Origin of the sequence: Schleiferilactobacillus perolens DSM 12744 (genome assembly GCF_001435585.1) — a bacterium.
Classification (GTDB): domain Bacteria; phylum Bacillota; class Bacilli; order Lactobacillales; family Lactobacillaceae; genus Schleiferilactobacillus; species Schleiferilactobacillus perolens.
In genome coordinates this window covers 221,837-236,185 of the sequence record NZ_AZEC01000002.1, presented here as the reverse complement: position 1 = coordinate 236,185, position 14,349 = coordinate 221,837, and the positions used below count along the sequence as shown (strand labels likewise).

Here is a 14,349-nt window from a genome sequence, read left to right as displayed (position 1 = left end):
CGATACGCGACTACCAGCGGTTTTGGACCATTAACGATGAAAGGAAAATCTGATGAATAACGAAATTAATGCATTTTACGACCGGTTGGATCAAATCCGGCTGCAATTCAATGAAGGTGATATTTACAAGAATATGCCTGAGTTAATAATCGCTGCCCGGACTAATCTGGACCGAAAAAAGAGACGAACAGCTTACAAGGCGCCAGAGAGCACGGCAGCGAATCTAGCGCAGATGGCGGCCCTCGCTAAGAAATATCGCGACCGCGTACAAGAGCTGAAAAATGCGGATGAAAAAGACGCCGATAAAGAAGTTCCCCAAGATTTAGATGACAAAGAGTTGGACTTTCTGTTAGATCAGCTCGGCAATCCCGATCCGCGGATGCGGGATCATGGCTCGTTCTATGTATTTAATGACATTTTAAGGACTGGCGTGTTGAATGATGATCAATTTCATTATGCTGTGGCAGTCACCTCCTCGCCAGAATACCTGTTTCCCCACATCCTTGAACCAGAGTCAGACGCTCTTTTTCGGCGCAGCTTTGCAGTGCTGGTGATGGGCACATTGTTGTTTGCCGATCGTAATTTTTATCACACGTTAACTGAAGGTGAGATTCTCGTCCTCTTGCACCGCTTGGCGACTTATGCATTACTTGAAGAGGATGGCCGCGGGTTTATTGAGAATAAGGGTTGGGGTCACGCTTGGATTCATGTGGGCAATGTTTTCGATGAATTAATTGAGCGAAATTTGACCCGTGCGGATAAAATATTTTTGATGACTGCCATTGTGTTGGGTTATCAACAGGTCCGCGACCCGCTTGTCTATGGGGAAGACCAGCGGCTTGCCTTTTCACTGAGTAATTTGGTGAATAAAGAGACTTTTTATGCCGACTATTTGTTATTGCTGCTGAAACAGTGGCAGGGCCGATTGATGAGTATTCGCCCACGAGACAGCGTGACATTTTGGAATCGTTGGTACAATCGTAACCGCTTGTTGGAAGCGATGATTTTACGCGGTGATTTTCCAGATAGCATTAATCAGTTTCTGAATGATGTGACAAATAATTACTAACACTTGGATGGCGGTGAATGATGACAATACAAGTAAGATTAGCTCAACCGACTGATGAATCAGCCGTCAACGCGCTGTGGCAAAGTGCCCGGCAACGATTGCATGATGAAAAAATACCGCAATGGCAAGAAGAATATCCAGGCATTGCGGATTTTGAAAATGACTTACATACCGGTGAAGGACGGGTGGCAACTCTCACAGATGGGACGGTGGTGGGTTATGCGGCGTTAGTCACTGAGCCCGATCCCAATTACGCCCAGATTGATGGGCAGTGGCTCACTCAGGGCAATGCTTATGCGACCATCCACCGGTTCGTAGTTTCGGCGACTCATTTGCATCATGGTATCGGCAGCGACTTCATGGCCCAATTGATTGCAGAGACTAGAAAAAGTCACCTGCCGTCCGTGCGTATTGATACCCATGCGGTCAATTTGCCGATGCATCATTTACTGGGCCATTTTTCATTTCAACATACCGGAACGGTATACATGTTGGATGATGGCACGGCTCGGGACGCTTTTGAATTACTGCTTTAACTGATCCATCGCAGACGCTAACGCCAGTTTTTGTTCTTTGGTCACAGTGGGAAAGTGCAACGGCAATTCAGCCATCCGGGCATTGATGATCTGCGACACGATCCAGCGCGCATACCACTTATCGTCTGCAGGAATCACGTACCATGGGGTGATATTCGTGGCAGTGTGGTCAATAGCGTCTTGATAGGCCTCTTGATAATCATCCCAGAAGCGGCGTTCCCGAATATCGGCGGCAGAGAACTTCCAGTTTTTTTCGGGGACTTCAATTCGGGACAGGAAACGTCGGCGTTGTTCTTCTTTCGATAAGTGGAGGAAGAACTTCAATACAATTGTGCCATTACGCTGAGCGAAAGTTTCTAGGTATTGAAGATCTTCATAACGGTGATACCAAAAGTCGGCGGTGATATCATCCACACCATCGATGCCGGGAATGTGCTCATTCAGAATATTTTCTGGATGGACTTTATCCACCAGCACTTCCTCGTAATACGAACGATTGAAAATTGCAATTTCGCCGCTCTTGGGGAAGGCATTGCGTTCGCGCCATAAATAGTCATGGGCCAACTCCAGGCTGGTAGGGACTTTGAAGGGGGTGACATGGATCCCCTGGGGATTGAGTCCGGTCATGACATGTTTGATCATCCCGTCTTTCCCAGCGGCATCCATAGCTTGGAACAGAATCAAGACGCTATAACGATTTTGGGCATACAGCTTATCCTGAGCATCGGCTAGTTTTTTCACTTCTTGGGCGATGCTCTTTTTGATATCGTCTTTTTTACCCTGAAATTCAGTGGGTGGGGTGGTCGACCAATCGGCAATTTTGAAATGGTTAGCACCTGTATATCGATATTGTTTAAGCTCCATTATTTTCACTACTTTCTACGTGTATCTACCGATCATTGTACCAATGTTTTCAAAAAATGTGCGTTTTTAAGCTTGCCTCGGCGTGAAACAGTTGCGTATAATTGAACGAATAGGGGCGCGGGATACAGAGAGGTATTGAATAATGGAAATTAAAGGGGCGATAATTCGCAGTGCCCGTTTGCGTAAACATCTGTCACAAGCCAATTTGGCCGCGGGCATTTGTACGCAAGGAACAATCAGTCTGCTGGAGAAGCATGATCAATGTGTTTCAATGGATATTCTTTATGCGGTGTGTCTGCGGTTGAATATACAACCCCAAGAGGTAATTTGTCAGTCCACGGTATTAACTCCCCAACGCTTGCAAGATGCATTGATTTTGTTCATGCAAGAGGATGTCGACGGGTGCGCCCAAATTCTTTCCACGATTCGTACGGGTGCAGGGATGACGGCGACCATCCGGCGCCAGTATTTTACCCTATCGGGATTGGTCGCATTGGCTCAGCAACATAATTTGACCAGTGCAATTTCGCTGTTTGGTCAAGCGGTGAATGAGGAACAGGTGGGAGAGTGGGACATCTTTAGGCTTTTGGCCCAATTAGGATATGGTTGCGCCCACTTTCGGAAGAATGCAATGACACAGGCGGATTACTATATTCGCTCTGCGCGGATGAGCATTGAGGAAAGACCGCAGCTTCATCACCCATACGGGTTGGAAAGTAATTTATTACTGTTACTGGCAGAAGGGGAGCTGGCTTTGGCTCAATGGAATTATGAACGCGCAGCGATGCTCGTCCACGAAGGGCTGGCGAAGTTACGCGCAAACGGCAAATTATTCATCATCGATCGATTTTTATTTCTTTTTGCTCAAATTTCACATGCCATGGGGCAAAAACAGGAGACTGCCCATTATCTCGATGGTGCACTGTGGTTGGCCACGTTGCGAGAACACGACGATATGAAACGGCGAATCAGTGCCAAAGTGAAAGAATGGCAAATGAGTATTTGCTACCATTTTCATCAAGAAGAGGGAAGTCAGTTTCCTGGTTAGCCTGACACAAAAAAACCGAGCGAGTGATCAACGATATGATCAGCTGGCTCGGTTTTTGCGTGCAAAATTAATTATTTGTCGTTTTCAGGTTGGATATGACTTTCTGGATGTTTATCATCAATTAATGCTGGCTTGTTATCCAAGTCTGTCCGGACGACCAGGACGTCACAATTGGCGACCCGGGTAATGTATTCCGTGACGGACCCGATGAGGAGCCGTTCCACCGCATTCAATCCGGTGGCGCCGATCATGATTAAATCAATGTCGTGGGCTTGGGGATAGTCGCGGCCAATTAATGTTTTGGGAGCACCATATTCGATTTCATACGACACATCATCCAGCCCGGACCGCTTGGCGATCGAGACATATTCCTTCATTGTTTGTTTCTGTGTATCTGTCACTTGTTCAACCATCGCGGAATCAAAACTTGATACGTTCTGGAATGCCCGGGTATCAATGACGTGCAGTAGGAACAAATGGGCATGGTTACGCTTGGCGACTTCCACTGCTTTGCGGAAAGCCAATTCAGCCTCGTATGAACCATCGATGGCGACTAAAATCCGTTTGTATTGTTGCAACATGTTTCCCACCTCATTTCTTCTTTCAATCCTATTATACCGTACTCAATCCACTTGCGTGGAATTAATGCGATTGCTTCAGTAAATGAGCGATGCGGAAAACCAGCTGAATGATGTAAATCAATGTCAAAGCTACCGTGACTAAGTTTCCGAGAGGTGGCGCAAACCGTAATATTACTGCCCCTATGACCGCTAGAATTAAAAAGCCAAACGTGGCATGCTGCAGGATTGGCGGAATGGTCTGCGTCGCTGGCACCGCATTGCTTACACCGCGTAAACGAATAGCAATTTGGTTGGCGACGATACTGCAGAGCAGCAAGAAGACGATTAAAACGATGATGAGCACAGTAATCAACATAAACAAGGTCGGTCCTTTCGGTGAAGCGCTACTAACCCCATTATACCAGAGATGCGCAGCGGTTTTTATTGTCGGCGTGAGTGCGGCAAGGTTAATTGAGCAAAAAAATAACGTGTGACATTGCTGCCACACGCTGGCTCTTAGTGGTGCCGTTGATTTTTCCGTACAGTTGAACCCGCTATTATTAAGCAGGTGGGTCAGTTATTCTTCCGTTCTGGGCTACCAAGGGAAATGGCATGCACGCACAGAAGAAATTCGCCGTCCCAATGTGGTGTTACTTGATCGGTCAACCTGATAAGAGGAAAACTCGAACACCTAAGATGACCATAACTAATACTACCATGGTCACGGGTGTTTGGCAAGGAGTGTGGAAGCTCTTCCAACATGATGATGACAACATTCTCTCCTCGGATTTGTCAAGGGCATTAGCCTAATTAAATCACATTTTATGTCTGCTGATTCAACTCTTGGCAGGGTAGTGATTTGCCTTTTGCAGGCGTTGATATTGGACCGCGAAGGCACTTTCATATTTGCCGTTTTCCTTTGGTTCATAATATTGAGCGGTGCGAATATCGTCAGGCAGATACTGCTGAGCGACCCAATCGCCAGGGTAATCGTGGGGAAATTTATAATCGGTTCCGTGGCCTAATTCCTTGGCACCCTGATAGTGGGCGTCCCGCAATGTATCTGGAATTTGCTGCCCCTTACCGGCGTTTACATCCGCCAAGGCAGCATCAATCCCTTTAATCCCAGAGTTTGATTTGGGAGATAAGCAAAGCTCAATCACCGCATCGGCCAACGGAATACGCCCTTCCGGCAAACCTAGCCGATCAGCGGCCTGGACCGCGGCGACAGTGCGCGCGGCCGCGGGCAAATTAGCCATTCCCACGTCTTCATACGCAATTACCAACAAACGGCGCATGATAGCGGGTAAATCACCGCTGGCGGCCAGGACAGCCAAATAGTGCAGTGCAGCGTTCACATCCGAGCCGCGAATCGATTTTTGAAAAGCAGAAATCGTGTCGTAATGGGCGTCGCCATTCTTGTCTCCAGCGATGGGCGGCCGTGCGCCGGAGTCAACCAATACTTGCTCTGTGATATGAATCTTTTTGTCCTGTGCATCAACGGGAGTGGATAGTACCGCCAGTTCTAACGTATTGAGGGCCGAGCGTAAATCGCCATGAGCGCCATTCGCTAATATGGCCAATGTATCATCTTGAATGGCAACTGGATAATCGCCCAGGCCTTTCTGTTTATCGGTTAACGCTCGTTTTAAGGCGCGGACAATGTCGGTACCGGCCAAGGGATGTAATGCAAAAATTTGAGTGCGGCTCCGAATCGCAGGGCTAATATTGATATACGGATTTTCGGTGGTGGCACCAATCAAAATAATGCATCCGCTTTCTAAATGTGGAAGCAGAAAATCCTGTTTGGTTTTATCGAGTCGGTGAATTTCGTCAAGCAGTAAAATCACAGAGCCGCTCATCTTGCCCTCTTCGGCCACGATTTGCAGATCCTTTTTGGTATCTGTGGCAGCATTGAGAATGCGCAGGTGGTATTTGGTACTCCCCGCAATTGCGGAGGCAATGCTAGTTTTGCCGATCCCCGGGGGACCATAGAGAATCATGGAACTTAGCCGCTTTGCTTGAACCATTCGGCGAATAATTTTGCCAGGACCAACGAGATCTTGTTGACCGACCACTTCATCAAGATTGGTGGGTCTCATCCGATAGGCCAAGGGCTCTACCATTACGGCACTTCCTTTCTGGGAAACAATTAAAACAGGGACTCAAAAAAGCCCTTGTGCTTCTTTTCAATGGGTTTGTTAGTGGTGTCAGGAAAAAGATCTTTAATATTAATGACGGACCGATTGATCGCATCTTTGGCCACGATAAGAACTCCCATGGCCGCCGCGTCTGCCGGAGTGTCAGGGTCATTGACTAATGTAAACGGCACATTCTTGTTATTCAATGCCTTCATATAATCGCCCATAATGCTGTTGGATACTTTACCATTGAGCAGAGCAGTGTAACCTTGGTAATCTGCACAGTGCTGGGTGAAAGTGGTTAAAATCGCCGGATCGGCTAATTGTCCCACAGTAATGGCTAAAAATACCCTTTCCCGTAATGAACCCATGTATTGACGGCGCTCGTCTGGTTTAGTTTGGCGCCCGCCCAGGGCACTATCTTCGATTCGTTGGTTGACATCATCTGTTGCCATGGCTAATCCTCCTCGTTCAATTTGAGAATAGTATAACATACTCTTTGTAATCACGATGATACCGCCATTGTAGGCGTTTTTCTTGACGCCAGAGATTATCCACGGGATGATAACGACAAAACAAGGGGGCGTGAATATAAATGACTCCGCAAGATACGGAATTAATTGATATCTATAACCTGATTCTGAATCCGGGTACGCGTGCATGGGAACGCGAGCAATTGATCACGGCCAAAAATGAAATTGAAACCGGCAACTTGGTGAGCAGGGTAGTGGATCAGTTAGAGGCTAAATTGCGGCCTTTAGCACTGCGCAACAATTTAACCCCAGATGTCACGGATTTCTATTTGCGCTTAACACGAAATTCAGAAGGAGTGCGGGTGTTTGATTATGCACGGCACACGATGCCTGATTTGGCTGGTCAAGAACGCGCAATTTTTGCTGGCGGCTGCTTTTGGTGCATGGTGCAGCCGTTTGAAACGTTACCGGGAATCGTGTCTGTGCTGTCTGGGTATACAGGCGGGCACACGCCGCATCCCACCTATGACCAGGTGGTGGCCGGTGGAACGGGGCATGTGGAAGCTGTGGAAATCATTTTCGATACCCATGTGATCACTTATCAGCAATTAATTGAACTTTATTGGCAGCTGACCGATCCCACAGATGCAATGGGTCAATTTGAAGATCGGGGTAATGAATACCGGCCAGTCATTTTCTTTCAAAATAAAACACAAAAAGAAATCGCAGACCAGTCAAAGGCACGGCTCAAAGCTTCCGGCCGTTTTCACAGACCAATCGTCACGACGATTGCACCCGCCACGATTTTTTGGCCAGCAGAGAATTTTCATCAACAATTCTACAAAAAGAATCCCAAGCGGTATCGCCAAATTGCTCGGGCCAGGCATCAGCTAATCCAATTTCAGGCATTACAGAACCGGGTTTGGCGATTTGTCCACCATTTGCCAGAGTAATGCTGACAATTCAGCAGACACAAAAATAGCCTCGTTGCCGAGGCTGTTTTTGTAACCAAGGAATGTAATAAAATTACAGACGTTGGTTGTAGAATTCAACGACTAAGGATTCGTCGATTTCTGGTTCCATTTCTTCCCGTTCTGGCAAACGAACATATTCACCAGTCAGGTTATTCTCGTCCCAAGAAACAAATGGCGGACGAGCCACGGTGTTTTCCAAGGAATCTTTGACAACTTGCAAATCCTTGGCTTTTTCTCTCAGACCAATCACTTGGCCGGGCTTTACTTCGTAAGAAGCGATGTCCACCCGCTTGCCATCCACAGTGACATGACCATGGTTGACTAATTGACGAGCTTGGGGCCGAGTGGAGGCAAAGCCCAATCGGTAAACCAAGTTGTCCAGACGGGATTCCAGTAAGGCCATGAAGTTAACACCATGCTTACCTTCGCGAATCTTGCCGGCGCGAACGAACAAGTTCATGAATTGGCGTTCGTTCAAACCAAACATTAACCGTAACTTTTGTTTTTCTGTTAATTGTGCACCGTAATCAGATACCTTACGACGATTGTTTGCACCATGTTCACCAGGTGCGTAGGGACGCCGTGCTAATTCTTTACCGGTACCTGACAAGGAGATACCTAAACGCCGGGATAATTTCCAGCGAGGGCCTGTATAACGAGACATAGAAAATCCTCCAATAATATTATTTGGAGTAAAATAATCCGTGCAAGTTCAGCAATCGTTCAAATGACGTTACAATTTTCACCTTTGCAGCCAGAGGTTACACGATTGAACTATTGTAGCGTCGTCATTTGTTGACGGCTTTGCCGCTTGCTGCTGCTTATTTTACACACAGCGACTATTGTACTGGATAAGAGGGTGCGGCGTCAAGGTGATCGCACAGCGCACTGGCAAATTCCTCTAAGCGGGATTGTTCAATGGCAGAAAAACGATCGTGTTTTGGTGAATCAATGTCTAACACACCAAAGCGGCCCAAGGGAATGACCAGTTCTGAATTGCTTGCTGAATCGCAGGCAATATGGCCGGGAAATTGATGCACATCGGCGACTCGCTGTGTCTGTTGGGTGGCAAAGGCAGTGCCGCAAACACCGCGACCTGGTTTGATGTGCATACAGGCCACTTTGCCTTGGAAGGGGCCTAAGTCAAGTTCGTTGGTTCCTTCATTATATATATAGAAGCCTGCCCAGTTGATATCGGCCAACGTGTCGTTCAATAGGGCGCAGGCGTTGGCGAGAATTGTAATCTGATTGTTTTCACCGTCAATTAAACTGCGCAGTTGTTCTGTCAGTAATGCTGTTTCGGTCATGAATACTCCTCATTTCATTAAAAGGTTGGGCAACAGTGTCAACCCTGCCTGGCAGTCTGTTATAATTTGAGATGTATTGTATGCTGAAATAGGTGGTAATGCAAACTGTTACCAAATTGTGTGAGGATGTGTGTCGTGTGCCATTGTGGGGAATCATATTAGTCTGTATCTTGCTCGTTGTTGGCGTGAGTGCTGCGTATGTGCTGTTTGGTCAGTTTCAAAACAAAGCTGCACTAGAAGAATTGACCAAGCGGCAACGAAAGCTGGCCGATCTTTCTCTACACAAAAAGATCGGTCAGTTGGCCCAGGCCAATCTGAGTGGGGAAAGTCTGCAAATTTTTCATAAATGGCAGCATCAATTTGTGCGGTTAACGGAAGATCAGTTTCCCAAAGCGGCTGATCTATTGAGCCAAGCCGCGGATGAAAACGATGGTTACCACATTATACAGGCTAAACGAATTATAGCGACGCTGAATGTTTTAGTGGCCGATGAGGAACGTATCGCCGAGAATATCACTGCTGCCTTGGCCAAAATCGAAGATGTTGCCCAACAGAATAAAGCCGCGCAACAGGCAGCGTTAGAGCGATATAAACAGTTGCGCAAGACTGTCTTAGTGCAAAGTTTCTCGTTTGGTAGTGCATTGAGCCATTTACAAAGCACCTTGACCGCGATTAACGATGCCTTCCAACAAGTCAGTGTGACGGCCAGCCACGGTGACCATCTGAAGGTGCGTAGTCAGCTGGACGACATCACCGATCAGTTGGACAAATTGGCAGACGCAGTCGAAAAATTGCCACCGCGGGTCAACGAGCTGACCAATGTATTTCCTGGTCAAAGCGAAGAATTGATCAGCGGTTATCACCGTCTGCGGCAAGCAGGGTTCCGCTTTTTTGACATTAACATTCCCCAAGAATTGACAAAAATTGATGATGATATCCATCAAGCAGAGAATCAGTTGGCACAATACGATATTGCTGGCTTGATTGAGACCAATAAGGAAATTGCTCAGGCAATTGATCACTTATATGATGTCATGCAAAAGGAAATTGATGCCAAAGATGCGGTGGAACAGCAGCGGAACGAGTTACCTGCATTCATCACCCACGCTGCTGTACAAAATAAGACACTGCAAGAAGAAGTGACACATCTGGATGAGAGCTATTTTCTAAACAATGATGAAGTCCAAACCACTGCTAAGTTTGGACGTCAAATCGCGGAAGCTCAAGAAAAATTCACCCAAGATGAACAAAAGATCCACGATCATCAAGCGGTTTTCACCTTGATTCAGGAAGATTTGGCAAAAATTGAAACCGAACTGGCAGCTATTGAAAAAAAACAAGTGGCCATGGATCAAGACCTGAGTGGTTTGCGTTCGGGAGAAGAGATTGCGCGGCAAAATTTGGCTCGTTTTATGATGGAGTACCGAGAAACCCATCGCAAAATGGCCCAGCAAAATTTGCCTGGCCTGCCCAAGTCCTATCAAAACTTTGCCAGCATTGTCCGACAGGAAATTGAAAAGCTGGATCATGACTTAAATCAGGTGAAAATCAATCTGGAAGGCATCACCAAACAGTTGATTATGACACAGGAAGATCTAAAAACTCTGCAACAACGGACTGAGGACTTGATTGATGCGGCGGCGTTGACCCAGGAAATGCTGCAATATGCGAATGCATTAAAGCAGGATCACCAAGCGGTGGCCCAGGCTAGTATTCAAGCGACACAAGCGTTTAACACGACTTTTGATTATCCCCATGCACTAGATACGATTGCGACTGCTGTGGAGACGGCGGAACCGGGGGCGTATAAGCGGATTGAGGCGGCTTACCGGGAGCGGCAGGGGCAGGTTTAGGGGAAACGGGCTCCGCCGACCAGAAGCTAGTCTCCCCGAAACGGGCAAAGCCGAGCAGAAGCTAGTCTTTCCTAAACGGGCTCCGCGGGCCAGAGGCTAGGAGATAAGGGCAAGCAGGCACAAAACCTAAAACCGGGTTTTATGCCTGCTTGCCCTTATCTCTACGCCTCTAACCGGCCCGCTGCGCCCTCTGCCTCTTGCACCTTTCCTCTTTTTTATCTATAATTCTTGTTACTTACATTTCCCAAGCAGATTCTTTAGAACAAGGAGTGGCCATTTTTGATTTATTTTGATAACAGTGCAACGACGAAAATTGATCCGGCTGTGTTGGCAACTTATGATGCCATTAGTAACAACTTTTTTGGCAATCCATCGAGTTTGCATGCGGTGGGGACGAAGGCTAATGATATGTTGCAGTCTGCCCGTAAACAAATTGCTGATCTTCTCGATGCCCAAACTGATGAAATTTATTTCACCAGTGGCGGTACAGAGGGCGACAATTGGATCATTAAAGGCACTGCCATTGAAAAACGGGAATTTGGGAATCACTTGATTACCACTGCGATCGAACACCCGGCGGTAATTAATACAATGAAACAGTTGGAGAAACTGGGATTTCGAGTGACCTATTTACCGGTGGACAAGAATGGCTTCATTGATCCGCAAATGTTGGCCAATGCGATTACGGATAAAACAATCCTTGTGTCGACGATGGTGGTCAATAACGAAATTGGCGCGATCCAACCCATTCATGAAGTGGCTAAAGTGTTGGCAGATTATCCGACAATTCATTATCACGTGGATGCCGTGCAAGCAGTGGGTAAAGGATTGCGTGATTTAATTCGCGATCCGCGGGTTGATTTTGCTACTTTTTCTGGGCATAAATTCCATGCGCCCCGGGGTACTGGTTTCATTTATGCAAAACGCGGTCGTAAAATTGCGCCGTTGCTAACAGGCGGTGGCCAGGAAAATGATTGGCGTTCTGGTACAGAGAATACGCCGGCTATCGGGGCGATGGCTAAGGCACTGCGGTTGTTATTAACCAACGAATCAGCGAATGTAGCCAATCAACAAGCGGTGCGTACACGGATCGAAAACCACATTTCGCAGTACCCAGACGTGACCATCTTTTCACCATTAACTAACCAATTTGCACCGCATATTTTGTGTTTCGCATTACCCGGTGTGCGCGGGGAGACAATTGTCCATGCATTTGAGGAACACGGGATTTACATTTCTACGACGAGTGCTTGCTCATCGAAAAAGGGAACCGAGTCCAGTACATTACGAGCAATGCAAGTGCCCAGCCACATCGCCACCAGTGCAGTGCGGGTGTCGTTGGACGAACACAACACGCTGGCAGAAGCAGATGAATTTAATCGTGTTTTTGATCAGCTTTACGAGCAATTTGCTAAGTTGCGCACGAACGTGACGGTTGCGCATCACGCGTAAAGGAGACAATATGGAATATACTGAAATTATGGTGCGCTACGGCGAGCTTTCTACTAAGGGAAAAAATCGACGCAACTTCATTGGACGGTTAACTGGTAATGTGGTTAAAGCGCTAAAAAATTACCCTGATCTGAGCATTCATCCTAAACGGGATCGGATGCACATCGAATTAAATGGTACTCCAGCCAAGCCGGTGATGGCCATTCTGGATAAAATATTTGGCATTCAAAACTATAGTCCGGCAATCAAGTTGCCCAAAGATATGACTGTGGTGCATCAAACTGCCCTAGAGTTAGTCAAAGAGACTCTGCCGGCGCCGAATGCTTCGTTCAAGGTCAATACACGGCGTTCTGATCATACTTTTGCATTGGATACGAACCAAATGAATTTGGATCTAGGCAATTTGATCACGGATGCGTTACCAGACATCCAGGTGAAGATGAAACACCCAGATGTCACTTTACGCGTGGAAGTGCGCCGTGATGGTATTTATTTGTCCACGGAAACGATTAAAGCAGCAGGTGGTTTGCCCGTCGGTTCAGCTGGGAAGGCAGTTTTGATGTTGTCTGGCGGCATTGACAGTCCGGTGGCCAGCTACCTTGCTTTAAAACGCGGAGTGGATATTGAAATGGTCCATTTCTTTAGTCCGCCTTATACGAGTATTGACGCGCTGAATAAGGCTAAGGAACTGACAGCTAAGTTGGCCCCTTATGCGGGTTCGATTACATTTATTGAAGTGCCGTTTACAGAGATTCAAGAAGAGGTCAAGAGTCATGTGCCAGAGGGTTATTTAATGACTGTTCAGCGCCGGTTCATGTTGCGCCTGGCAGATCGAATCCGAGCTCAGCGTGGCGGGTTAGCCATCTTTAATGGTGAATCTGTTGGTCAGGTGGCTTCCCAAACGTTAGAAAGCATGACTGCAATCAATGATGTGACTACCACGCCAATTTTGCGGCCGGTAGTGACGATGGATAAAACCGAAATCATTGCATTAGCGGAGAAGATCGGGACCTTTGACTTGTCCATTATGCCCTTTGAAGACTGTTGCACAATTTTTGCGCCGCCACGACCGAAGACTAAACCGAATTTGGATCGTGCACGGCAATATGAGGCTGCACTGGATGGCGAACCCATGATGGATCGGGCATTGGCCGGAATGAAGATCACCACTATTCATCCCAACGATGAATTTATGAATGTCCACGCCGATGAGGCCGCCGCATTGCTATAGGCGACCGTTAAACCAGATAAGCAAGCGTGATAACGGTGAGGAATCTGTGTTTTGGATTCTTCACTTTTTTTGTACCGAAGAGAAAAATTCTTCTTGCGCAGTAGTGAGCATCATGGTATATTGATATGTGAAATAGCAAACAAATAGGACGGTGAATAAAATGGTTGAATCTCGCCCGGGCGTGCTGCCCCGTGCCACTGCCAAACGCATTCCACTGTATTATCGATATCTCTGCATGTATAAAGCAGAAGGCATTGAGAGAATCAAGTCCCATGAGCTTAGCAAAAGCATTCACATACCCTCTGCCACGATCAGACGGGACTTCTCGTGTTTTGGCGAACTAGGTAAGAGTGGGTACGGTTATGATGTCGACTTCTTGATTCAAACATTTGCTCAAATGCTGCGGGTGGATCAATTGCATAAGATTGCCCTGATCGGTGTCGGTAATCTGGGACGTGCACTCATTCAAAATAACTTCCGCCGTAATGATAATTTACGAATCACATGTGCCTTTGATACCGATTGCCCAGCAATCGGTACCATTATTAATGGGGTGCCGGTTTATCACATGGATCAACTGGTGGAGAAGATTCAAGAGCAAGGCATCAAAACAGCGATTTCTACGGTTCCCAGCATTCATGCTCAGGAGGCCGTCGCCCAGCTGACCGAAGCTGGGGTCCATTCTATTTTGAATTTTGCTCCGCAGCGACTCAAAGTGAATCCCGGCGTACACGTGAAATACATTGATTTAACCAGTGAGATCCAAACCTTGATGTATTTTGCTGATGTGGATGAAAATGCCGCAGAAAAGTATGATCCAGCCTTTGCTGAGTCGAATTAA

At 47.0% G+C, this 14,349-nt stretch carries 15 protein-coding genes and 1 other RNA gene; 8 read left to right on the top strand and 8 right to left on the bottom strand.

The genetic code is table 11. The annotated features are described in order from the left end of the window. Positions 1-52 precede the first annotated feature (52 nt). Both FD09_RS03295 and FD09_RS03290 read left to right on the top strand, forming a co-directional pair. The gene (locus FD09_RS03295; RefSeq protein WP_057818292.1) at positions 53-1,069 is read left to right on the top strand and encodes a DUF2785 domain-containing protein; all 1,017 of its coding nucleotides are present in this window, start codon (positions 53-55) and stop codon (positions 1,067-1,069) included. 17 nt (positions 1,070-1,086) lie between these two features. After that, positions 1,087-1,605: a GNAT family N-acetyltransferase gene (locus FD09_RS03290; RefSeq protein ID WP_057818290.1), complete on the top strand. Its 519-nt coding sequence runs from the start codon at positions 1,087-1,089 to the stop codon at positions 1,603-1,605. Here FD09_RS03290 and FD09_RS03285 read toward each other — a convergent pair. Next, positions 1,594-2,469 (bottom strand): PPK2 family polyphosphate kinase, encoded by an 876-nt coding sequence (locus FD09_RS03285; protein ID WP_057818287.1) that lies wholly within the window; start codon positions 2,467-2,469, stop codon positions 1,594-1,596. The two genes, FD09_RS03290 and FD09_RS03285, sit on opposite strands and share 12 nt — an antisense overlap. A gap of 142 nt (positions 2,470-2,611) precedes the next feature. Between FD09_RS03285 and FD09_RS03280 the strand changes: the two genes are divergently transcribed. Continuing rightward, positions 2,612-3,517: a helix-turn-helix domain-containing protein gene (locus FD09_RS03280; RefSeq protein ID WP_057818285.1), complete on the top strand. Its 906-nt coding sequence runs from the start codon at positions 2,612-2,614 to the stop codon at positions 3,515-3,517. Between the two features lie 71 nt (positions 3,518-3,588). On the opposite strand, the gene FD09_RS03275 is transcribed toward FD09_RS03280, so the two are convergent. The 5 genes from FD09_RS03275 to FD09_RS03255 all read right to left on the bottom strand — a co-directional run bounded on the left by FD09_RS03275 (position 3,589) and on the right by FD09_RS03255 (position 6,673). Further along, positions 3,589-4,098, bottom strand: a complete 510-nt coding sequence (locus FD09_RS03275) for a universal stress protein (RefSeq protein ID WP_057818283.1) — start codon at positions 4,096-4,098, stop codon at positions 3,589-3,591. A gap of 61 nt (positions 4,099-4,159) precedes the next feature. Beyond that, positions 4,160-4,453, bottom strand: a complete 294-nt coding sequence (locus FD09_RS03270) for a hypothetical protein (protein WP_157053662.1) — start codon at positions 4,451-4,453, stop codon at positions 4,160-4,162. Positions 4,454-4,585: 132 nt separating this feature from the next. Then, positions 4,586-4,779, bottom strand: a non-coding RNA gene (gene ssrS, locus FD09_RS15845) — 6S RNA. Between the two features lie 134 nt (positions 4,780-4,913). Next, positions 4,914-6,203: a replication-associated recombination protein A gene (locus tag FD09_RS03260; RefSeq protein WP_057818278.1), complete on the bottom strand. Its 1,290-nt coding sequence runs from the start codon at positions 6,201-6,203 to the stop codon at positions 4,914-4,916. 26 nt (positions 6,204-6,229) lie between these two features. Continuing rightward, positions 6,230-6,673: a YueI family protein gene (locus FD09_RS03255; protein ID WP_057818276.1), complete on the bottom strand. Its 444-nt coding sequence runs from the start codon at positions 6,671-6,673 to the stop codon at positions 6,230-6,232. A 140-nt stretch (positions 6,674-6,813) separates the two neighbouring features. Between FD09_RS03255 and msrA the strand changes: the two genes are divergently transcribed. Beyond that, the gene (gene msrA, locus FD09_RS03250) at positions 6,814-7,644 is read left to right on the top strand and encodes a peptide-methionine (S)-S-oxide reductase MsrA (RefSeq protein WP_057818274.1); all 831 of its coding nucleotides are present in this window, start codon (positions 6,814-6,816) and stop codon (positions 7,642-7,644) included. A gap of 73 nt (positions 7,645-7,717) precedes the next feature. Here msrA and rpsD read toward each other — a convergent pair whose 3' ends face one another. Together rpsD and FD09_RS03240 are read right to left on the bottom strand one after the other, a co-directional pair. Next, positions 7,718-8,329 (bottom strand): 30S ribosomal protein S4, encoded by a 612-nt coding sequence (gene rpsD / locus FD09_RS03245; protein WP_057818272.1) that lies wholly within the window; start codon positions 8,327-8,329, stop codon positions 7,718-7,720. A 175-nt stretch (positions 8,330-8,504) separates the two neighbouring features. Continuing rightward, positions 8,505-8,972: a GAF domain-containing protein gene (locus tag FD09_RS03240; RefSeq protein ID WP_057818269.1), complete on the bottom strand. Its 468-nt coding sequence runs from the start codon at positions 8,970-8,972 to the stop codon at positions 8,505-8,507. Positions 8,973-9,109: 137 nt separating this feature from the next. Between FD09_RS03240 and FD09_RS03235 the strand changes: the two genes are divergently transcribed. From FD09_RS03235 to FD09_RS03220, 4 genes are all read left to right on the top strand, one after another. Then, the gene (locus FD09_RS03235) at positions 9,110-10,825 is read left to right on the top strand and encodes a septation ring formation regulator EzrA (protein ID WP_057818267.1); all 1,716 of its coding nucleotides are present in this window, start codon (positions 9,110-9,112) and stop codon (positions 10,823-10,825) included. A gap of 279 nt (positions 10,826-11,104) precedes the next feature. Further along, the gene (locus tag FD09_RS03230; RefSeq protein ID WP_057818265.1) at positions 11,105-12,277 is read left to right on the top strand and encodes a cysteine desulfurase family protein; all 1,173 of its coding nucleotides are present in this window, start codon (positions 11,105-11,107) and stop codon (positions 12,275-12,277) included. A 10-nt stretch (positions 12,278-12,287) separates the two neighbouring features. Beyond that, on the top strand, positions 12,288-13,508 hold the full coding sequence (gene thiI, locus FD09_RS03225) for a tRNA uracil 4-sulfurtransferase ThiI (protein WP_057818263.1): 1,221 nt from the start codon (positions 12,288-12,290) through the stop codon (positions 13,506-13,508). A 160-nt stretch (positions 13,509-13,668) separates the two neighbouring features. Further along, entirely contained in the window at positions 13,669-14,349 is a 681-nt protein-coding gene (locus tag FD09_RS03220) for a redox-sensing transcriptional repressor Rex (protein ID WP_057818261.1), read from the top strand.